At 59.6% G+C, this 19653-nt stretch carries 20 protein-coding genes; 8 read left to right on the top strand and 12 right to left on the bottom strand.

Features of this window, described 5'->3' with window-relative positions; genetic code table 11:
• Positions 1 to 42 precede the first annotated feature (42 nt).
• Positions 43 to 933, bottom strand: a complete 891-nt coding sequence (locus ASG35_RS04970; RefSeq protein WP_056353431.1) for a LysR substrate-binding domain-containing protein — start codon at positions 931 to 933, stop codon at positions 43 to 45.
• 196 nt (positions 934 to 1129) lie between these two features.
• On the opposite strand from ASG35_RS04970, the gene ASG35_RS04965 reads away from it, so the two are divergent.
• Genes ASG35_RS04965 through ASG35_RS04955 form a run of 3 tightly spaced genes read left to right on the top strand, consistent with a single transcriptional unit; the run spans position 1130 to position 4284 of the window.
• Entirely contained in the window at positions 1130 to 1990 is an 861-nt protein-coding gene (locus ASG35_RS04965) for a polysaccharide deacetylase family protein (RefSeq protein WP_056353428.1), read from the top strand.
• Positions 1991 to 1993: 3 nt separating this feature from the next.
• Positions 1994 to 2893 carry a polysaccharide deacetylase family protein gene (locus tag ASG35_RS04960; RefSeq protein ID WP_056353426.1) on the top strand — a complete coding sequence of 300 codons (900 nt, stop codon included), beginning with the start codon at positions 1994 to 1996 and terminating at the stop codon, positions 2891 to 2893.
• Complete coding sequence (locus ASG35_RS04955) at positions 2890 to 4284, top strand: MmgE/PrpD family protein (protein WP_056353422.1); 1395 nt, start codon at positions 2890 to 2892, stop codon at positions 4282 to 4284. The genes ASG35_RS04960 and ASG35_RS04955 overlap by 4 nt, the downstream gene beginning before the upstream one ends.
• Positions 4285 to 4339: 55 nt before the next feature.
• On the opposite strand, the gene ASG35_RS04950 is transcribed toward ASG35_RS04955, so the two are convergent.
• Both ASG35_RS04950 and ASG35_RS04945 read right to left on the bottom strand, forming a co-directional pair.
• A complete protein-coding gene (locus ASG35_RS04950) occupies positions 4340 to 4627 on the bottom strand; it encodes a type II toxin-antitoxin system PemK/MazF family toxin (protein WP_442854807.1) in 288 nt (95 codons plus the stop codon).
• 74 nt (positions 4628 to 4701) lie between these two features.
• Positions 4702 to 4956 carry an AbrB/MazE/SpoVT family DNA-binding domain-containing protein gene (locus ASG35_RS04945; RefSeq protein WP_056353820.1) on the bottom strand — a complete coding sequence of 85 codons (255 nt, stop codon included), beginning with the start codon at positions 4954 to 4956 and terminating at the stop codon, positions 4702 to 4704.
• 254 nt (positions 4957 to 5210) lie between these two features.
• Between ASG35_RS04945 and ASG35_RS04940 the strand changes: the two genes are divergently transcribed.
• Together ASG35_RS04940 and hutH are read left to right on the top strand one after the other, a co-directional pair.
• Positions 5211 to 5849 carry a LysE family translocator gene (locus ASG35_RS04940; RefSeq protein ID WP_056353416.1) on the top strand — a complete coding sequence of 213 codons (639 nt, stop codon included), beginning with the start codon at positions 5211 to 5213 and terminating at the stop codon, positions 5847 to 5849.
• 314 nt (positions 5850 to 6163) lie between these two features.
• Complete coding sequence (gene hutH / locus ASG35_RS04935) at positions 6164 to 7693, top strand: histidine ammonia-lyase (RefSeq protein WP_056353413.1); 1530 nt, start codon at positions 6164 to 6166, stop codon at positions 7691 to 7693.
• A 34-nt stretch (positions 7694 to 7727) separates the two neighbouring features.
• On the opposite strand, the gene hutC is transcribed toward hutH, so the two are convergent.
• Genes hutC through ASG35_RS04910 form a run of 5 tightly spaced genes read right to left on the bottom strand, consistent with a single transcriptional unit; the run spans position 7728 to position 11638 of the window.
• Positions 7728 to 8501 (bottom strand): histidine utilization repressor, encoded by a 774-nt coding sequence (gene hutC, locus ASG35_RS04930; RefSeq protein WP_056353410.1) that lies wholly within the window; start codon positions 8499 to 8501, stop codon positions 7728 to 7730.
• 3 nt (positions 8502 to 8504) lie between these two features.
• Complete coding sequence (locus ASG35_RS04925) at positions 8505 to 9371, bottom strand: amino acid ABC transporter ATP-binding protein (RefSeq protein WP_056353817.1); 867 nt, start codon at positions 9369 to 9371, stop codon at positions 8505 to 8507.
• 53 nt (positions 9372 to 9424) lie between these two features.
• Complete coding sequence (locus ASG35_RS04920; protein ID WP_056353405.1) at positions 9425 to 10093, bottom strand: amino acid ABC transporter permease; 669 nt, start codon at positions 10091 to 10093, stop codon at positions 9425 to 9427.
• 9 nt (positions 10094 to 10102) lie between these two features.
• Positions 10103 to 10753, bottom strand: coding sequence for an amino acid ABC transporter permease (locus ASG35_RS04915; RefSeq protein WP_056353402.1), 651 nt, complete (start codon positions 10751 to 10753; stop codon positions 10103 to 10105).
• Positions 10754 to 10804: 51 nt separating this feature from the next.
• Complete coding sequence (locus ASG35_RS04910) at positions 10805 to 11638, bottom strand: transporter substrate-binding domain-containing protein (RefSeq protein WP_056353400.1); 834 nt, start codon at positions 11636 to 11638, stop codon at positions 10805 to 10807.
• Positions 11639 to 11932: 294 nt separating this feature from the next.
• Between ASG35_RS04910 and ASG35_RS04905 the strand changes: the two genes are divergently transcribed.
• The 3 genes from ASG35_RS04905 to hisC are packed head-to-tail and all read left to right on the top strand — an operon-like array spanning position 11933 to position 15418.
• Complete coding sequence (locus ASG35_RS04905) at positions 11933 to 12904, top strand: isopenicillin N synthase family dioxygenase (RefSeq protein ID WP_056353398.1); 972 nt, start codon at positions 11933 to 11935, stop codon at positions 12902 to 12904.
• A gap of 7 nt (positions 12905 to 12911) precedes the next feature.
• The gene (locus ASG35_RS04900; RefSeq protein WP_235527445.1) at positions 12912 to 14306 is read left to right on the top strand and encodes an FAD-binding oxidoreductase; all 1395 of its coding nucleotides are present in this window, start codon (positions 12912 to 12914) and stop codon (positions 14304 to 14306) included.
• A complete protein-coding gene (hisC, locus tag ASG35_RS04895) occupies positions 14303 to 15418 on the top strand; it encodes a histidinol-phosphate transaminase (protein ID WP_056353394.1) in 1116 nt (371 codons plus the stop codon). The genes ASG35_RS04900 and hisC overlap by 4 nt, the downstream gene beginning before the upstream one ends.
• Here hisC and ASG35_RS04890 read toward each other — a convergent pair.
• The 4 genes from ASG35_RS04890 to ASG35_RS04870 all read right to left on the bottom strand — a co-directional run bounded on the left by ASG35_RS04890 (position 15415) and on the right by ASG35_RS04870 (position 19644).
• The gene (locus ASG35_RS04890) at positions 15415 to 16083 is read right to left on the bottom strand and encodes an RraA family protein (protein ID WP_056353392.1); all 669 of its coding nucleotides are present in this window, start codon (positions 16081 to 16083) and stop codon (positions 15415 to 15417) included. The two genes, hisC and ASG35_RS04890, sit on opposite strands and share 4 nt — an antisense overlap.
• 13 nt (positions 16084 to 16096) lie before the next feature.
• On the bottom strand, positions 16097 to 17119 hold the full coding sequence (locus ASG35_RS04885; RefSeq protein ID WP_056353389.1) for an amidohydrolase family protein: 1023 nt from the start codon (positions 17117 to 17119) through the stop codon (positions 16097 to 16099).
• Between the two features lie 21 nt (positions 17120 to 17140).
• Positions 17141 to 18469 carry an MFS transporter gene (locus ASG35_RS04880; protein ID WP_056353387.1) on the bottom strand — a complete coding sequence of 443 codons (1329 nt, stop codon included), beginning with the start codon at positions 18467 to 18469 and terminating at the stop codon, positions 17141 to 17143.
• Between the two features lie 260 nt (positions 18470 to 18729).
• Positions 18730 to 19644, bottom strand: coding sequence for a LysR family transcriptional regulator (locus ASG35_RS04870; RefSeq protein ID WP_056353382.1), 915 nt, complete (start codon positions 19642 to 19644; stop codon positions 18730 to 18732).
• Positions 19645 to 19653: the final 9 nt, after the last annotated feature.

Genomic DNA, 19653 nt, shown 5'->3' with positions numbered 1-19653 from the left:
CAATATCTTGAAACAACCGTGAGCCAGGCGCCAGCGTAACCTTTATTCAACTGCAATCTCCTGCAGCCACGCGAGAAGCGGCCTCAATTTCTCGCGATACTCATTGCGCGGCGGATGCACGAGGTAATACCCCGAGCCCGATTCCAGCACGCGTTCGAACGGCGCCACCAGCGCGCCGTTTGAAAGATTCTCCTGCACCAGATTCAAATCCCCCAACGCCACGCCCATGCCGCGAACAGCCGCGCCGAACGCGAGGTCGAGCGTATCGAAGACTTGCTCACGATACGTATGAGCCGCGAGTTCGTCGCTTTCCTGCTGCAGCCATAACATCCAGCCGCGTCGCCCGAAGCTCGAATGCAGCAGCGTGTGTTTCTTCAGATCCGCCGGCGTGCGCAAAGGCGGCTCACCGTGCGCCGTCTGCGGCGAACATACGGGCGTCAAACGTTCGCGCATCAAGCAGGTTGCCTCTAGTCCATCCCAACGGCCATTGCCGAAAAGAATGGCGGCATCGAGCGTGCCTTCGCCGAAATTCGTCGGCAGGAACCACGCGGTATCGATATTGAGCTGCGTGCCCGGCACATCCGCATAGAAACTCGGCAGACGCGGCATCAGCCAGCGCGCGGCGAGCGTGGGCGTCACGCGCAAGGTCACGGTCTGGCCGCCGGTGCTCGTGACGTGCATGGATCGGCGCGCCGTTGCCAGCAATTCCTCGACGATGGGAACCAGCCGCTGGCACTCCGCCGTCGGCACGACCAAACGCGTATGACGCACGAACAGCGCGCAGCCGAAATACTCCTCGATCTGCTGAATGTGCCTGCTGACGGCGCTCTGGCTCAGGAACAGCTGCTGTGAAGCGGCCGTGAAATTGCCGCAGCGTGCGACCACCAGTAGCGACTGCAGCACATTGAACGGCGGATATCGCTCGATTTTCATTTATGCAAGTTGTGCATGGTAACCATGAGATTTTACCGTTTGTCGGTAAAAAATTGGCGTTCATAAAATCGGTTGAATCGTGCGGGCGGTTTGGGTTTTTTGATTGTCGCCGCGCTGCAAAACAATCCGTTCCAGGGAGATTTCGCATGAGCCAACATTCAGACCGGCTGTGGGGTGGGCGCGGTCATCGATGCCAATGACTGAACCAGGCACTGATCCCGGCACACCGCGCTGGCCGACCGGGAAAAAATCTTGCTTCGCGCTTGCCTTCGATCTCGACGGCCCCACCGGCGACGCAATGCTCGACGGTTCGATCTGGAACAACCCGTCGTACTTCACCCTGGGCAGTTACGGACCTTGGCGCGCGTTGGGCCGTTTGCTCGACATGCTCGCGGAACGCAAGGTGCCCGCCACGTTCTTCGTGCCCGCGTGGGTTCTCGAAAACTGGCCGAAGCAATGCGCGGCGATAATTGAAGGTGGCCACGAGATCGGCTATCACGGCTACAAGCATGAAGCGTTCTGGACGCTCGATCGCGATGGGCAACGCGCGGTGATGGAACGCTCGGCCGAAGTCTTCGATAAATATCTCGGCATGCGCCCGGTCGGTTTTCGCACGCCCTCGGGCGACTGGGGTCCCGACACTATCGACGTCCTGATGCAAGCCGGCGTGCGCTATTCAAGCTCCATGCGCGGCGACGATCGGCCGTACTTCTTGCCCGCATTAAACGGCGGCACACCCATGGTCGAAATCCCCGGACGCTGGGAGATGGACGACTATGCGTCGCTTGCGTATCACCGCAATCCGAACTTCCCGGCGAGCCTCGATCGCATTGCGAGCTATGACACGACGCTCGATAACTGGCGCCGTGAATTCGATGGTTCGCATCGCGACGGGTTGTGCCTGACGACGCTGTTTCATCCGAAGGTCTCGGGAAAACCTGGGCGTATCGCATTGCTCGAAAGCCTGCTCGATCATATGCACGCGCAAGGCAACGTGTGGTTTGCCACATGCCGCGATGTCGCGCAATGGTGGCTCGATACTCATGCGGAGGCCTAACCAATGAACCATTCACGTTGGCCGAACAACGCACGCAGCGCGGTCGTGATCACGGTCGATTTCAACGACGAACACGGCATCCTCACGCAGGAACCGCGTATAGCGGGCAGGGAAAAGTCGCTATCTGTCTGGCGTTATGGCGCGAAACGCGGCGTGGATCGCGTGCTCGATGCGCTCGAAGAATTCAACGTCCGGTCAAGCTGGTTCGTGCCTGGCCGTGTCGTGGAAACACATGGCGAACTGGTCGCGCGTATCCATGCGCAGCAGCATGAGACAGGCAACATCGGCTACGTCTGCGAAGACTTCGACACCCTCACGCTCGATGTACAAAAGAACGTTTTCAAGCAAGGACAAGCCGCGCTTGAAAAAGCGCTCGGCATACGCGCCGAAGGCTTCCGGTCGTTCACGGGAAACTGGGCGCCGGGCTTTGCAAACTTTCTCAGCGATGAAGGCGTCACGTGGTCATCGTCGTGGCGGGGCGATGATCTGCCGTACTTTCATTTGCCGGATAACGGCAAGGCTTTGAACAAACCGCTCGTTGAATTGCCATTGCACTACGAACTCGAAGACGAGCCCTATTTTTCTTACAACCTCTCGCCGGCGGTTCCTGTCGGGCAGCCGCGCATTCCGTCGTACGGTGAAGTGCTCAAGAACTGGAAGCATGATTTCGCGGCGTTTCATCGGTTCGGATTGTGCTTCGTGCTGAGGCTGCATCCGGAGATTATCGGCACGGCGGGGCGCATCGACGTATTGCGTGAATTGCTCGCCGACATCCAGTCACACAACGATGTCTGGTTCGCGACCGGTGCGGAAATGGCGGCATGGTGGCGTCGAAGTGTCGCGAGCAACGAGCCCGGTCATCCGGTTGAAGTATTTGCACGACACAAGCAGGAGCAGGCATGAACGCCCGCGAATCGACGCTGTCTCAGCGGCTCGCAAGGTTCGTCGCGGAGACCTCTGCTGACGTGCTTCCGCCTGCCGTGACGCACAGGGCAAAGCGTCATATCCTCGATACGCTCGGCGCGTCGCTCGGCGGCGCAACCGCCGTCGAAGCACGGAGCGCGCGTGCGGTGATGAGCTTGGGCAGTGGAGGAAAAGTGCGCGCATGGGGTACATCGCAGAGCTTCAATGCGCGCGACGCGGCGTTCGTCAATGGCGTCGCCGCACATGCTTTCGAACTCGATGACGCCGGCGGTTGCGATCACTCCGGCGCCGTCGTTTTGCCTGCGGCATTTGCGGCGCTTGCATGCACGGATCGTCCGATTTCAGGCAAGGAATTCCTGATGGCAGTGGTTTTGGGGTACGACGTCGGCCGCCGCGTACTCGAAGCATGTGGCGGATATTCGCCGCACAACAATCATGGCTGGCATTCCACCATGACCTGCGGCGTGTTTGGCGCGGCCGCTGCAAGCGCGCGGTTGCTTGGACTCGATGCCATTCAAACCGCAGCCGCACTCGGTCATGCGGGCAGTTTCAGCGGTGGCTTGTGGGGTTTCATCCACGATGCATCGCAGACCAAACGAATGCACACGGGTCGCGCCGCGGAAAGCGGATTGCTTGCCGCGTTGCTCGCGCGCGAAGGTGTCAGCGGACCGACGCAAGTCTTCGAAGATGTATGGGGCGGTTTTTTCAACGCCTTCGCGCGGGAAACGCAGCAACCCGATGCATTGCTCGTGGACTTGGGCGAGGTTTGGAAACTGATGCGCTGTTCCATCAAACCGCATGCCGCGTGCCGGAGCACGCATGCAGCGGTCGATGCCACGCTCGAACTCTTGCAAGGACGCGCGGCGCACCTGGACAAACTAATTAGCGTGCATGTGAGCCTCAGTGCGTTCGTCAACCAGATGTGCGGCGGGCGCGATCTGAACACGCTTGCATCGGCCCAGATGAGCTTGCCGTATGCAATCGCCACGGTGCTCGTGAATGGTCACGCCGGCATCGGCGCATATCTCCATGCACAGCGTCACGATCCGCGCATTGCAGCCGCGATGGCACGCATCACGCTTGAAATCGATCCTGACATGTCTGACCTGGACGAGCCTGTCATCACGCTCGCCATGTCCGGCGCTGAGCCGCGTTCGAAGCAGGTCGTCGTGCCGCTAGGCGATCCACGCAATCCTGTTTCCGATGCGAACCTCGCCGCAAAATTCCGCACGCTGGCGGGCATGGCGCTTACAAGTGCATCGGTCAAAGCATTGGAAACGGCGGTGCTCGATCTGGACAATCTCGCCGATGCACGAACCCTCACGCAGTGGCTTGCCGGTGACGCCGATGCGCGGCCTGTAGTGCGCTGATCGACTTTCATGACTCAACGAGACTTCGCAAACGCGATCGAACGAAGGAGATGACTCAAACGCAGAGGGTGATGATCTGGTTCAGTTGCTCGCACGCGGTTGCGAACACGTCCTCCGGGACTTGCTTCAAAGGGTGGGCTTTGGCTCCCCGCGCACGCCAGTCGAACGACTTCGGTTGATGTGTCAGGACGTAGCTCGTTACGTTTTTTGGGCCAACGAACTTGATGGCGAAGGGGTTGGATTCGTTGAATGCCGCTGTAGTCATCGGCAATCCGATCACTATGCCTGTCCGGTCGTTGAACGCCTTCGGCGAAAGCACGAGCATTGGATGAAAATCCTTCATTTCTCGCCCGGCCTGTGGATTGCAATCGATCCATATGACGTCGCGCCGATCGGGTAACCACGAGCCTCGCACCATTAACAAACCTCCGCGCCGACAGCGGAGGTTTTCATGGACTCCCCACCGTGCATTGCCGGGTCAAAACGCTCTAGTTTTTCGGCCAGAGTCAGCTTGCGCGGACCTATCGGTTTGACGGACACGCCGACTTCTTCCGTCGTTACTTCGACTTCCTGGCCAACCTCAAAATGAGCAGAACGCGCGACCGCCGCAGGAATACGCACAGCGAGGCTGTTGCCCCATTGCTGAATAGTAAGTGTGGCTGTTTTTGGCATGATGAATACTCCATATGTATAGACGAGTATATACATTTAGTCAGAGTGTCTCAACCTATCTCCACCAAAGGCAGATTCTTCCACTGCGCTTGTTGAGCAGAAGCATTGCGCGCCTGGTTGCATGACGGACGCTCGCGTTTTCGGCCGCCAGAAACATTGCGTATGAATGCACTACAGCCAAAAAAGCACACGCAACACCATCGTGTTATTTTCGATATCCCGATTCGCTTCGTCGTCCTGGAAGGAGCATCCCGATGACTGCCTCAGCCGCCGTTCTGGCCATACTCGCCGCAATCCTGATGGGTGCAATGAGTCCCGGCCCCAGTTTCGTGCTGGTCGCGCGCAACGCGATCGGCCTTTCCCGCGCCGATGGACTCGCAACTGCGCTCGGCATGGGCATTGGCGGAGCCTTCTTTAGCGGCGTCGCGCTGGCGGGCTTGTACACGCTGCTGTCAGCCGTCGAGTGGCTCTACGTCACGCTCAAAATTGCTGGCGGCCTGTATCTGATTTACATCGCGTTCAATATCTGGCGTGGCGCAACGAGCACGCTGTCCGTCGATCAGGCGGCTTCTGCACCGCGCGGCAACTTGCGGAAATCGTTCTGGATCGGGCTCACCACGCAACTCAGCAACCCGAAGACGGCGATCTGGTACGGCAGTATTTTCGCCGCCTTGTTGCCGCAACATCCGCCGCTCTGGTGCTACTTCGTTCTGCCGCCGCTGCTTTTTGCTATCGAAGCGGGCTGGTACACCGTGGTTGCGTTATGTTTTTCGAGCCGCCGTCCGCGTGAGATATATCTTCGCGGGAAGAAGTGGGTGGATCGAATCGCTGCGACTGCCGTCGCCGTGCTCGGCTTGCGCCTGATTTTCGCGGCACATAAAGCAGGGATCTGATCGCGATGCGGCCGCGACAACATTCCAGCTTCGGCAAAATTCGGTATAGACAGGAATTCCAAGACACGCGAAAACAATCGGAGCGAATGCTCCAGTTTTAGTATTTAACGGTTTGCATCTTTCAACTCGCTTCTCGCTCGAAATCCGGCTGCGGCACGGTTTAACGCCCATTCGTGACCTATTTTTGCATTCCCAACATCAGAAAATACTTGTATATACCGATTTTGTTGTCCTAGACTCGCGGGTATGCTCTTGTATAGACAAGATAGCCCGCGTGAAGACGCGCAAGCCTGACCCAGCCAAGGACAACACCGATGATCAAGCTCACCCCCGGCAAACTGACTCTTCCGCAACTGCGCCAGATCGCGCGCGAACGTGTTCAGCTCGAACTCGATCCCGCAAGCCATGCCGCGATCGACGCCAGCGCGAAAGCGGTCGAGGACATCGCCGCAAAAGGCCTTCCGGCTTATGGCATCAACACCGGTTTTGGCCGCCTCGCGAACACCCACATTCCCGCCGACCAGCTCGAACTCCTGCAGCGCAATCTGGTTTTGTCGCACGCGGTCGGCGTGGGCGAGCCGATGTCGCCGCCCGTCGTCCGCTTGTTGATGGCGCTGAAATTGTCGAGCCTCGGACGCGGTCATTCCGGGATTCGCCGCAAGGTGATGGACGCCATGATCACGCTGTTCAATGCAGACGTGCTGCCTGTCATTCCGGTCAAGGGATCGGTTGGCGCATCGGGTGATCTGGCTCCCCTCGCGCATATGTCGGGCGTGCTGATGGGTATCGGCGAAGTCTTTCTCGATGGCAAGCTCGCGCCCGCACTCGATGGCCTCAAGTCCGTCGGCCTGGAAGCGCTGACGCTGCAAGCCAAGGAAGGGCTCGCGCTGCTCAACGGCACGCAAGCTTCCACGGCGCTCGCGTTGTATAACATGTTTGCAATCGAAGAGCTGTATCGCACGGGTCTGGTGTCGGGCGCGTTGTCGGTGGACGCGGCCGAGGGTTCCGTCGTTCCGTTCGATGCCCGCATTCACGCGTTGCGCGGCCATCAAGGTCAGATCGATGCAGCCGCCGCGTATCGCACGTTGCTGGAAGGCTCGGACATCAACCTCTCGCATCAGGATTGCGACAAGGTTCAGGACCCGTACAGCCTTCGATGCCAGCCGCAAGTCATGGGCGCGTGTCTCGACCAGATCCGTCATGCAGGCAACGTGCTGCTGATCGAAGCGAATGCCGTATCGGACAATCCGCTGATTTTCCCGGACACGGGCGAAGTGCTTTCAGGCGGCAATTTCCACGCGGAACCGGTTGCATTCGCCGCCGATAACCTCGCCATCGCCGCGTCTGAAATTGGCGCCTTGGCCGAGCGTCGCATTGCCTTGCTGATCGATGCAACCCTTTCGGGTTTGCCGCCTTTCCTCGTTCGCGATGGTGGTGTGAACTCGGGCTTCATGATCGCGCATGTGACGGCGGCAGCGCTTGCGTCGGAGAACAAGACTTACGCGCATCCGGCTTCGGTGGATTCGCTGCCGACATCGGCGAATCAGGAAGATCACGTTTCAATGGCGACGTTCGCCGCGCGCAAGCTCGGCGATATTGCCGAGAACGTGACGCATATCCTCGCAATCGAATTGCTCGCGGCAGCGCAAGGCGTGGATCTCAGAGCGCCGCATATGACAAGCCCGCGTTTGCAGCCTGTCATGCAATCCATTCGCGCCGATGTCGAGCATTACGAGCTCGATCATTATTTCGCGCCGGATATCGTGGCGGTGGCGAAGCAGGTCGCAAGCGGCAAGATCGCCGGATTCTGCCCGCTGCTGTTTGCTTCGCACGGTACGGTTTAAGTCTTGAACGTGCAGCGGTCAGAGCGTATTCAATTCAGCTTTGCCGCTGCACGTTGTCGCTGCTGAAGCGGCATCCCAGGCGGTATCGCGTGCCGGGATGCACGAAGCGCGCGAACGTCACCGCCACGTTGTTCGCCCACGTCCGGCGCACGAGCGTCAAACACGGCTGATCGGGTCCGATCTCTAGCAACCGGGCATCGGCGCGAGAGGGCAACTCGGCATCGACCACGTGCTCGACCTCATGCGCGGGCACGGTGTTGTACAAATATTCCGATGGCCGCACCGTCGAGAAATCCTGCTCGAGAAACTGCGGTGCAACTTCCGGATTCACGTAGCGGTCTTCGAGCTGCACCGGTACGCCGTTCTCACGATGCACGCACACCACATGAAACACCGACGCGCCCGGCGCCAAGCCTAAAGCGGCCGACACATCGCTCGCGGCCGCCTCGCGCGCGGCGAGCATGATCGAATAACCGTACTCGTGACCGCGAGCGCGAATCTCGTCGCCAATATGCGCGATCATCAACAACGTGGATTGCGGTTTCTCTTCCGCGATGAACGTTCCCACGCCCGAAAAGCGCGTCAATACCCCTTGTTCCGTAAGCTCGCGCAATGCACGGTTGATCGTCATGCGCGATACACCCAGCTCGCCGACCAGCGTCATCTCCGATGGAATCCGGTCGCCCGGCCGCCATTCCCCCGAGAGAATCCGCGTGCGGATATGTTCCTTCACGCGCTCGTAGCGTGCGAGCGGTACGGCTGGTTCCTGCGTTGCAGATGCTGGGTTCGAAAGCCCGTTTGTATTCATGTTTTACATCCTGCTGGATTCGGTCGCGACCGGCACAGTGCCGGAAGCGGGTTCCTCACGGCGCGCCCAGAACGCATTCCGGTCGAGATAATTTTGCAGAAACTGGCGAAGCCGAGGCTGCTGGGCGTTGTGGAACACGTCTTCGGGCGAACCGTGCGCGGCAATCCTGCCATGATCGATAAACACGACCGTATCCGCCACCTGCGCCGCAAACCCCATTTCGTGCGTGACGATCACCATCGTCATGCCGTCGTTCGCCAGGTCCTTCATGACCTGCAGCACTTCGCCGACCAGTTCGGGATCGAGTGCGGACGTGGGTTCATCGAAGAGCATGATGTGCGGTTCCATGGCGAGCGCGCGTGCAATCGCCACACGTTGTTGCTGGCCGCCCGAAAGGCGCGCGGGATGATTGTTCGCACGATCCGCGAGGCCGACTTTATCGAGCATGGCGAGCGCGCGCTTGTGCGCTTCGGCCTTTGGAAGCTTGCGCACGCGCACCAGCGCTTCGGCTACATTTTCCATGGCCGTCATATGCGGCCACAAATTGAATTGCTGGAACACCATGCCCACATTGCGGCGCACGCGGTTGATCTCGGCTTGCGGCGCACGCACACGCTTGCCGCCGCGGTCCGTTACATAACCAAGCAATTCGCCTTCGATAAAAATCTCGCCTTCGCTATATTCCTCGAGGAACGCAAGCGATCGCAGCAAGGTGCTTTTGCCTGAACCCGAGGGCCCGATAATGCATGTCACCTCCGACTTGCGCACGGCGAGCGAAACGTCGTCGAGCACTTTCAGCGTGCCGAAATGCTTGCCGACATGCCGGGCATCGACAATATATTCAGCCTGTGCCGGCGCGTTGCCATTCATCGGTTTCTTCATGATTCAGCACTCAGTTTGAGAGGCCACCGGGTTGATTGCTGTCATCGTGTCAGGAATCGGCCGACGCGTAATTCGACCCATTGCCCGGCGCGTGACGCCACTTCCACGAGCACGAGATAACACACGCACAACGCGAGCAATGTCTCGACGAAAGCAAATTTCTCCGATCCGATTCCGGTCAGCACGAACGTCAATTCCGGCACCGTAACCACCGACAGTACCGCGGTTTCCTTGCTAAGCACGATGATCAGATTGGTCAGCGCCGGCACGATGATCACGAGCATTTGCGGCAACTGTACGCGCATGATGACCTGAAGCCGCGTGAAACCCAGGCATTGTGCGGCTTCTATATGACCGCGCGGCACCGATGTAAAGCCCGAGCGAAACGCCTCCGCGAAATAGGCGCTGCCATACAGGCCCAATCCCACGATACCCGCAGTCAGCGGCTCCAGCGACAAGCCGAACGAAGGACCGCCGTAATACAGCACGAAGAGCTGCACCAGAAACGGTGTGCCGCGAAAGATCTCTATATACGCGCGCAAGAAAACACGTACCCATTTGCCGCAGAAAATCTGCAACAACGCGATGGCAAAGCCGATCGCCATGCCGATCAGCACGCCGCCCATCCATACGGCGATGGTCGTGGCGAAACCTTCGGCGAGAGCGGGAAGGGAACCGGTAAGAACCGATGCATCGAAATGAAGAGCCATGCTTGACGCCTATCCCTGAGCCAGACGTCTTTCTGCGCGATGACCGGCGAGCGACAACGCACCGTTGATCACGAGATAGACAAGTCCGGCTGCCACATACGCTTCGAGCGGCCGATACGTGCTTGCTGCAATATTCTGCGCGGTACGCGTGACATCGGCTACACCGACAACCGAGATCAGCGACGACGCCTTCACGAGCATCACCATTTCATTGACGAGCGAAGGCAATGTCATGCGCAACGCCTGAGGCACCTGAATGCGCAGCACGGCATGCACGCGCGACAACCCGAGCAATTGCGCCGCTTCAAGTTGCCCGTGCGGAATACCAATAAACCCGCCGCGCAAGATCTCGGCGAGGTAAGCGGCCTCGCACAGCGAAACAGCCGCGGCGGCCGCGACCAGCGGCGGAACGTTGATGCCGATAAAAGGCAGGAAGTAGTACGTCAGCAGAAGCTGCACGAGGAGCGGTACGCCGCGAAAAAATCCGACGTACGCACCGCCGAGCTTCGAAACAAAAACGTTCTTCGACAGCCGCGCGCTGCACACGCCGATCGCAACGACAAACCCCACCACCAGCCCGACGAGCGAAATCAGGACCGTGGCTTGCGCGGCCTTGATCAGAAGCGGCAGGGCGTCCAACAATGCATGAAGGCTGAACATGGGCTGTCCGGCAAATGATTCGACGGCGCCGAGGCGCCATCGGCTCCAGGATCAATAGTTGGGCGTGGGCATGGTCGTCGGCGTTTCCATCGGTACACCGAACCACTTTTTCTGCAGGGCAGCGAGCCGGCCGTCGCCATGCATCTTGATGATCGCCTGGTTGATGGCATCGATCAGCGGTTTGCTGTCCGAGTCCTTGCGGCCGAGGTAGCCAAAATAAACCTTCGTGCCGAACGGCGGCTGCACCACCGCAAAGGTATCGGGACGCTGGCGCGCCACATACGCAATGTTCGGCAGCGAGTTGCCCACGGCGACAATCCGGCCGGCTGCGAGGTCCGCATAAGCCTGATTGTTGTCGATGTATTCACGCACGCTGGTCTTGCCCGGCAGCGTCGCGACGTACTGCTTCAGCTGATCGAGTTGCGCCGAGCCCTTGCCGCCGCCAACGGCTTTGCCAGCGACATCGGCATTCGTCTTGATGCTCGTGTCGTTCGCACGCTTGAGCAGCGCAACCGTGCCGTCGGCAATCGGCAGCATGAATTCATAGCGTTCCATGCGCGCTTTCGTGATGGTCACAGGGCCACTGACAATGTCGAACTTGCCCGCTTCGAGGCCCGGCAACACGCTCGGCCAAGGCAGGTCAATGGAGCGAATCTTCACGCCCATTTCCTTCGACAGTTCGGCAAAAAAATCCTTGTTGAAGCCTTGCTGCTGTCCGTTTTCCAGGAAGTCGAACGGCGCGAATTGCATCTCGGTTCCAACCACGAGCTCACCCGCTTTCTTGACCTTCGCCAGCTGGTCTTCCGCGTGGGCCGACACTGAAACCGCGGTCGCGATCAGCGCGGCCACGAGCGCACGGCCTTTCCACTTCGAGAACAAATTCATCAATGAAATCCCCTGATTTAAGAGCGCCCGGCTTTCAAGTGAGTGCAGGCGAGCAAGCGGTTTGGTGAGCGGTGCGACGGACTTCGACTAAGCGGCGACGTTGAAATCCCGGTGGTGCGATTCAGTATATACCGTCAATTTGCGGTGCCAAGCGTGTCAAAAATACTTCGTGAGGATGAGTGTCGGCCCTGTACGAAGCCGAGTTCAAGCTCGAATAAACGCTGAGTTGCGCTCGTGGATTTGGCGGTATATACAGACTGTGTTGTGATCGGAATTCAAACCCTGGAGTCATGAATGAGCCCGGCTTCTCACATTCCTGTCGTCGATATGGCGGCCGTTCGCGCGCATGATCCAGTCGGCTTGCGCGAAGCCGCTTCGGCGATTCGCGATGCCTGCACGAGCATCGGATTTTTCTATGTAAGCAATCACGGCGTGCCTGCCGACATACTCGATGGCGCTATAAAAGGCGCACGCGAATTCTTCGCGCATGCGCCGGAAGTGAAGCGTCGCGTGGCGGTGAATCATCGGCATCGCGGCTTTAATGCGCTTGGCGACGCGGTCATGTATCAAGCGACCAAACCCGATTACAAGGAATTCTTCAGCATCGGTCTGGAACTCGCCGAGGACGATCCGAGCGTGCTCGCGGGTGAGGCTTTGCGCGGGCCGAACAATTGGCCGGACTTCATGCCGTCGCTGCGACCCGCTTTATATGGCTATCACGAAGCCATCGGCGCATGCGGTGCGGATTTGTTGCGCGCGGTCGCGGTGAGCCTCGATATCGATGAAGCGTTTTTCGTCGATAAATACACCAAGCGCATGCAGCGCACGCAGATGGTGTATTACCCGCCGCAAGCGCCTAAATCCGATGCCGATCAGTTCGGCGTCGCGCCGCATACCGACTATGGCTGCATCACGCTCTTGTGGCAGGACAACGTGGGCGGCCTGCAAGTGAAGGAACTTGCAACCGATAGCTGGATCGACGCGCCACCGATTCCCGGAACGCTCGTGGTGAACGTCGGCGATCTGCTCGCGCGCTGGTCCAACGACCGATTTCGTTCCACGCTGCATCGCGTGATCAACAGTTCAGGACAGGAGCGCTATTCGATCGCGACTTTCTACGATCCAACCTATGGCGCACGTGTCGATCCTCGCGATCTCGGCCTGAGCGACGCGCCGCCGCTCTACGATCCAGTCCCGGCAGGCGACTACATTCTCGGGCGCATCAACGACTCGATGGGCTACCGAAAAAAGCGCGCGAATGGCTGAGATCAAAATGAACCAGATAGTACAAATATTGATCGATGTTTTGGGTGCGCAGTCGGTGCGTGTGGGCGACGGCATCGAGCCGCGTTATCTCGGCGACTGGAGCGGGCGTTCGCCCGTTGCGCCAATGGCGGTTGTTCTTCCGCGTTCAACCGATGAAGTCGCGACCGTCTTGCGGCTTTGCAATGAAGCGCATCAAAGTGTCGTGCCTCAAGGCGGCATGACAGGTCTTGCGGGCGGTTCCATTCCATCAGGCGGCGACATTTGCATTTCGATGGAACGTCTCGCGGGCGTCGAAGAACTCGATGAAGCATCGGCCACCATGACGGTACTTGCCGGCACGACCTTGCAGACCGTTCAGGACGCGGCACAGGCCGCGGGTTTCGAGTTTGCGCTGGATCTCGGCGCGCGCGGCTCGTGTCAGATCGGCGGCAATCTCGCGACGAACGCAGGCGGCATTCGTGTGCTGCAATCGGGCACGGCGAGAGAGCAGGTGCTTGGACTGGAAGCGGTTCTTGCCGATGGCTCCGTGCTCAGTTCCATGAACAAGATGGTCAAGAACAACACGGGCTACGATCTGCGCAACCTGTTCATTGGATCGGAGGGAACGCTCGGCATCATCACGCGTGCGGTGTTGCGCCTCAAGCCGCGTCGCGCGGCACGCAGCACGGCGCTCTGCGCGTTGAACGATTACGACGGTGCGGTCGCGTTGCTGCGTTCGCTGCAATCCACTTTCGGCGATGAAATCGGTGCATTCGAAATCATGTGGCCGGAGTTCTACGACTTTGGCGTGGCACTGACGCGTTCGGGACAATCGCCGCTCGGCCAGGCGTATCCGCTATACGCGCTGATCGAGCAAGCCGGTTTCTCCGATGACCACGGCGAGCGTTTCGCCTCCGCGCTCAACGCGCAGCTCGAAGCGGGCGTGGTGCTCAACGCGGTCATCGCGCAATCGCAAGCGGAGACCCAGGCGCTCTGGTCGATCCGCGAGGCAACCGCGGAACTGCCGGTAAAACTGGAACCGATCAACTTCGACGTGAGCTTGCCCATAGGCGAGATCGGCCATTTCGTCGATGCCTGCCGCAAGGATTTCGGCGCGCGCTGGCCGACGCATTACGGTCTGTATTTCGGTCATATCGGCGATTCGAATCTGCACGTCACGCTCGACGCGCGATCGATACCTGGCGTCACCGTGGAAGAGGTCGATCACGCGCTGTACGGCATGGTCCGCGACTACAAGGGATCGATCTCGGCGGAACATGGCATCGGCTTGCTCAAGCGGCCGTTCCTGGGTTACTCGCGCAGCGCCGCCGAGCTTGCGTGCATGCATGCGATCAAACGAGCGCTCGATCCGCGCGGCATTCTCAATCCGGGCAAGGTGTTGCCTGCGGAAGGTGCGCAATGAGTTTCATCGACGGCGTGCGTGCCGAAGTACGCAATTTGCCTGCTTATAACGCGGGCCTATCCAGTGATCTCGTGCGCGCACGATACGGCGTCCCACATGTTGCGAAGCTCGGCAGCAACGAGAATCCGCGCGGGGCGAGTGCATCGGTTCTCGCTCATGTGGCGCAGTGGACCACCGCCGCTTCGCTCGCGCTTTACCCCGATCCATCGTGCAGCGTGTTGCGCGCGAGGATCGCTGAAAAGCTGAATGCCGCGCCTGAACAGCTGCTCTTCGGCAATGGCTCGGAAGACTTGCTTGCCATCGCCGCGCATGCGTTCCTCGCTCCGGGCGATGAAGTGGTGACCGTGGTTCCATCGTTCGGATTGCATATCATTTATCCGCAGAGCGTCGGCGCAACAGTCATCACGGTTCCCATGCGCGCCGATCTGGAATTCGATGTCGATGCGTTGATCGCCGCGATCTCCCCGCGAACGCGCATGGTGATTATCAGTAATCCGAGTAATCCGGTCGGCTGTGCAATGAACACGGATGAAATGCGCCGGTTGTTAGGCGCTGTCTCACCGAATACGCTCGTGCTGTGGGACGAAGCTTATTTCGAATATGCCGCAAATGAAGCGGGGTATCCCGACAGCTTAGCCGTACTGCGCGAATCCGGCGTGCCGTGGTTGCTGTTGCGTACGTTTTCGAAAGCGTACGGGCTCGCCGGATTGCGCGTTGGTTACGGCGTGGCATCGTCGAGGGAACTTGCCGGATTGATGGATCGTGTGCGTACGCCATTCAACATCAATCAGATTGCGCAGGAAGCAGCGACCGCTGCGTTCCACGATCAGGCGCACGTGACGGCGAGCGTGGAAGACACGCGCGTTAGACGAGAGCAGATGCGCGCGGCGCTCGTTGCACTCGGCATCAATCCGGCGCGTTCGCTCGCCAACTTCCTTTTCTTCGATTGCGGTGAAGATGCCGCCGCGCTCGCCGAGCGCATGCTTGCCGATGGCGTGATCGTGAAGCCGTGGCGCGAAGCCGGTTACGAGACCTGCATGCGGGTGTCCATAGGAAGCGCCGCCGACAACGCCATGTTCATTGAATCGTTCGAGCGGCGCCGCGCGGTTTAAACGCCCATCATTTTTTTCTCTTGCGCTTCGATCCAGTCGCGATCGAAACGCCCCTCGGCAATGGATCGCAGCGCAGCGGCTTCCTTGTCTGCCTGACGTTTCGCGCCTTCGATGACGGCAGCCACGTCGTCCGGCGGAATGGCAAGTACGCCGTCCGCATCGCCGACAATAATGTCGCCCGGATGCACGACCATGCCGCCCACGGTCACCGGAACGTTCACTTCGCCGGGCCCGTTTTTATACGGTCCGCGATGCGTCGCGCCGCGTGCATAGACGGGAAAGTCGTGCTCGCTCAGCGCGCCGACGTCGCGGATGGCGCCATCGATCACGAGACCCTGCACGCCGAGACTCTCGGCGTAGGTCGCCATGATCTCGCCCATCAGGGCTTGAGTGAGATCGCCGCCGCCATCGATCACGAGCACGTCGCCAGGGCGGCAAAAATCGAACGCCCGATGAATCGCGAGGTTATCGCCGGGGCGCGTACGCACGGTCACCGCGGTGCCGGCCATCGGCTTCGCCTTGTGATAGGGCAGAAGTCCTATCGTGCCGCTGACACGCGCCATGTTGTCGCTCAACAGCGACACAGCGAGGCCGCGCAACGTCTCGAGCACATCGGGACTCGCTTGCGGCCCGGACGCATTCCGGCGCCATCCAGGTTGATTCATGACTTCTTCTCCTTCAGGAAAACTGGCGGGTGATCTGGTTTGAAAGACGCGGATAGACGGCGCGCGCGTTGTCTTCATAAATGCGTTGCCGGTCGGCGGCGGTGAGCCATTCGATGGCATCGATATAACGGCGGGTATCGTCGTAGTAATGACCTGTTTCGGGATCGATGCCCTGAACGGCGCCGATCGTCTCCGATGCAAACAGGATGTTCTCCACAGGTATCACCTTGGCGAGCAAATCAGTGCCGGGCTGGTGATACACGCAGGTATCGAAGAACACGTTCTTGAGCAAATAGTCCTTCAGCAAAGGCTTTTTCATGTCCTGCGCCAGCCCGCGATACCGGCCCCAGTGATACGGAACGGCGCCGCCGCCATGCGGGATGACGAAGCGCAAAGTGGGGAAGTCGGCGAACAGGTCGCCGCTCAGCAACTGCATGAACGCGGAGGTGTCGCCATTGATGTAATGCGCGCCGGTCGCGTGGAAATTCACGTTGCACGACGATGAAACGTGGATCATGGCGGGCACGTCGAGCTCGACCATCGCTTCATACAGCGGATACCAGGAGCGGTCGGTCAAGGGCAAGCCGGTCCAGTGACCGCCGGATGGATCGGGGTTCAGGTTGCATCCCACGAATCCGAGTTCTTGAACACACCGGCGCAACTCGGCAATGCAATTCGAAGGATTCACGCCCGGTGCTTGCGGCAGCTGGCATACGCCGACGAAATTGCGGGGAAAAAGCGTGCACACGCGATAAACCAGGTCGTTGCTCTCTTGCGACCAGTGCGCGTTGGCATCGGCGCCGGCGAGGTGATGGCCCATGCCGGCCGCGCGCGGCGAGAAGATCGTGAGGTCGGTGCCACGCTCGCGCTGAATGCGCAACTGTCCTGTTTCTATGCTCTCGCGTATCTGGTCATCGGAAATAACCGGGCGCGGAGGCGGCGGCAAGCCCTCCTTCAACGCTGCAATCTGCGCCGCGCGCCATGCTTCGTGTTCGGGCGGGGACGTGGTGTAGTGACCATGACAATCGATAATCATCGCTGGGTTCCAGATCAGGGCTTAATGAAGATGTCCCGCGGGTGAATCGCCGGCGGGCATGGCATCGAGTTCGTCTTCCGCGGGCTTCACGCGCATCACCAGCGCAATGACGGTCGCCACGACGAGGAAGGCCGCAATGGTCAGGAGCGCGAGTTTGAAGTTGCCCGTTGCGCTGCGCACGAGGCCAATGCTCCACGGTCCAACCAGGCCGCCGAACTGCGCGATGGTGTTGATCAGCGCAATCGTCGCGGCGCCCGCGGCGCCCGTCCTGAACGACGAAGCGAGACTCCAGAACAGCGGATTGCCTGCATAGATGAAGAGCCCCGTCACGCAGAGCAACGCGTAGGCGATCACCGGGTTCGGCGCATAAGCGCTGCCTGCAATCGCGAGTGCGCTCATTCCATACACGAAGGCAAGATGCTTCTTCCGATCGCCGGTTCTGTCCGAGCTGCGGCTGATCACGAGTGTGCCGACAACACCAAGAAGCGGTGGCACGGCTGAGAGAAACCCGACCTCGAGATTGCTCAGATGACCCAGGCTTTTCACGATCTGCGGCAGCCAAAGAAAGAGACCATAGATGCCTACGAGCGCACAGCCGAAGAGACAGGCAAGGCTCCACACGCGGATATCGCTTGCCACGCGCAGCATTGGAAAATGTTTATCGGCGCCGAGTGCTTCGCGTTCTTTCGTAAGCGTGGATTCGAGCCAGTGCTGTTGTTCGGTCGTGAGCCACGCTGCTTCCGACGGACGTTCTGTCATCAGGCGCAAGGTCAGCAAGCCGAGCAGCATTGCAGGTACGCCTTCGAGAATGAACATCCACTGCCATCCCTGCAGGCCAAGCGGCCCGTTCGCGTAGGTCATGAGCGCGGTCGAGATCGGGCCGCCAAGCACCGCCGAAAACGATCCCGCGATGATGTAGCCACCGACCGCTCGCGCGCGATAACGCAGCGGAAACCATTTCGTCAGATACACCGCGACGCCGGGCAGGAATCCCGCTTCCATGACGCCGAGCAGGAAACGCAGTACGTAGAAGCTCGATTCATTGAAGACAAAAGCAGTGGCGGCCGCGACCGCGCCCCACGTCAGAAGAATCCGCGCGATCCAGAGCCGCGCGCCAAGCCGATGCAACAGCAGATTGCTCGACACTTCCAGCAGCATGTAACCGAAGAAAAAGATGCTGCCCGCGAAACCGAACACGGCGGGGCTGAAGCCGAGCTCCTTGTTCATGTCGAGCGCGGCGAAACCGATGTTGATCCGGTCCAGGTAATTGAAGAACATCATTGCGAAAAGCAGCGGCATCAAGCGGCCGTACACTTTGCGCATGGTCGAGCTTTCGATCGGATCGATCATCAATGTCTCCTGTCTTTATAGCGCCCGTGGACCGGGTGTCGTATATGCATATGGTTCAGTACGGTTTACTGCGAGCGACCGTATTCGCGCCTGCTGACGCTCGCGTTGGCATTGTTCAAGTCTGGAATGTGTTGCCGAGCGAGCGCTCAGGACTGCGGCGGATCGTGCCGCCGCACGGGATGCCTGACTGATGATTCGATCTTAAGAATTTGAACGCCGCGCGTCCAAGACGGTGTTTTTATCTTTTTATAATGATTTTCTTATAGTGCGGGCGCCGAACCCGCCTTAAGCGCAGGTACAGGCGTCAGGCACTTCAAAAAAGCTTGAAGATGAGACGATGTATCGTCGCTTCGAAAGCTCGCTGAAAGCGTGGTGGTCTGCGAAGCCAACGGTGCATCAAGACGAAGATAGACCACGTCGGATCGTCCGTGGCGCGCGACCGATTCCCCTACGAACGTCACGCCCAGTCCCGCCGCGACCAATGCAATAGCCGTCTGGATTTCATAAGCCTGATGCGCTATGTGCGGCGTCACGCCGGCATTACGATAAAGCGACTCCACGAAGCGCGAGTAAAGCCCGTTCGAATGCTTCGGGTAAAGCACCAACGGGGTATCGGCGAGTTGCGTGATGCGCACCGACTTCTTGCGTGCAAGCGGATGATCCGGAGCGAGCACGACCGTTACCCGTTCGTGCAAAAGCGGCAGCGTGGTGCAGCCTGCAATGGCCTGGACCTGCCGCCCGATCGCAACATGAATCCGCGTCTCGTGCAGCGCGTCGGTCTGCTCTTCGGTAAGCATCTCGTAGAGTTTCAACTCGACGTTCGGGTATGCGCGATGAAACGCCTTGAGGGCGGGAGGCAGCACGCTGTACATCGACGAACGTGTGAATCCTATGCCGAGCCACCCGCGCAAGCCGAGTCCGATTTCACGCGTGCCGAGCGCGGCCTGATCGTACGAAGCAAGTATCTGCCGCGCCTCGATGCACAGATAACTTCCTGCTTCGGTCAGGCGCAGCGGCCGGCTGCCGCGATCCACGAGTTGCGTGCCGAGCCGTTCCTCCAGCGCGCGGATCTGCTGGCTGAGCGCGGGCTGCGCAATATGCAACCGGTCCGCCGCGCGGCTGAAATTGAGTTCCTCCGCGAGGACGACAAACGCGTGCAAGTGCCTGAGATTCATGATGTCCCT

It is taken from the genome of Burkholderia sp. Leaf177, from assembly GCF_001424345.1.
GTDB lineage: Bacteria > Pseudomonadota > Gammaproteobacteria > Burkholderiales > Burkholderiaceae > Caballeronia.
This window is presented reverse-complemented; position numbering and strand designations above follow the sequence as displayed.

Coding starts and splice junctions, on each gene's coding strand:
- hisC (WP_056353394.1), top strand. CDS start 14,303: ATGAGTTTCATCGACGGCGTGCGTGCCGAAGTACGCAATTTGCCTGCT.
- ASG35_RS04955 (WP_056353422.1), top strand. CDS start 2,890: ATGAACGCCCGCGAATCGACGCTGTCTCAGCGGCTCGCAAGGTTCGTC.
- ASG35_RS04910 (WP_056353400.1), bottom strand. CDS start 11,638: ATGAATTTGTTCTCGAAGTGGAAAGGCCGTGCGCTCGTGGCCGCGCTG.
- ASG35_RS04960 (WP_056353426.1), top strand. CDS start 1,994: ATGAACCATTCACGTTGGCCGAACAACGCACGCAGCGCGGTCGTGATC.
- ASG35_RS04920 (WP_056353405.1), bottom strand. CDS start 10,093: ATGGCTCTTCATTTCGATGCATCGGTTCTTACCGGTTCCCTTCCCGCT.
- ASG35_RS04905 (WP_056353398.1), top strand. CDS start 11,933: ATGAGCCCGGCTTCTCACATTCCTGTCGTCGATATGGCGGCCGTTCGC.
- ASG35_RS04870 (WP_056353382.1), bottom strand. CDS start 19,644: ATGAATCTCAGGCACTTGCACGCGTTTGTCGTCCTCGCGGAGGAACTC.
- ASG35_RS04925 (WP_056353817.1), bottom strand. CDS start 9,371: ATGAATGGCAACGCGCCGGCACAGGCTGAATATATTGTCGATGCCCGG.
- ASG35_RS04890 (WP_056353392.1), bottom strand. CDS start 16,083: ATGAATCAACCTGGATGGCGCCGGAATGCGTCCGGGCCGCAAGCGAGT.
- ASG35_RS04880 (WP_056353387.1), bottom strand. CDS start 18,469: ATGATCGATCCGATCGAAAGCTCGACCATGCGCAAAGTGTACGGCCGC.
- ASG35_RS04915 (WP_056353402.1), bottom strand. CDS start 10,753: ATGTTCAGCCTTCATGCATTGTTGGACGCCCTGCCGCTTCTGATCAAG.
- ASG35_RS04885 (WP_056353389.1), bottom strand. CDS start 17,119: ATGATTATCGATTGTCATGGTCACTACACCACGTCCCCGCCCGAACAC.
- ASG35_RS04900 (WP_235527445.1), top strand. CDS start 12,912: ATGAACCAGATAGTACAAATATTGATCGATGTTTTGGGTGCGCAGTCG.
- ASG35_RS04965 (WP_056353428.1), top strand. CDS start 1,130: ATGACTGAACCAGGCACTGATCCCGGCACACCGCGCTGGCCGACCGGG.
- hutH (WP_056353413.1), top strand. CDS start 6,164: ATGATCAAGCTCACCCCCGGCAAACTGACTCTTCCGCAACTGCGCCAG.
- ASG35_RS04970 (WP_056353431.1), bottom strand. CDS start 933: ATGAAAATCGAGCGATATCCGCCGTTCAATGTGCTGCAGTCGCTACTG.
- ASG35_RS04945 (WP_056353820.1), bottom strand. CDS start 4,956: ATGCCAAAAACAGCCACACTTACTATTCAGCAATGGGGCAACAGCCTC.
- ASG35_RS04940 (WP_056353416.1), top strand. CDS start 5,211: ATGACTGCCTCAGCCGCCGTTCTGGCCATACTCGCCGCAATCCTGATG.
- hutC (WP_056353410.1), bottom strand. CDS start 8,501: ATGAATACAAACGGGCTTTCGAACCCAGCATCTGCAACGCAGGAACCA.
- ASG35_RS04950 (WP_442854807.1), bottom strand. CDS start 4,627: ATGAAGGATTTTCATCCAATGCTCGTGCTTTCGCCGAAGGCGTTCAAC.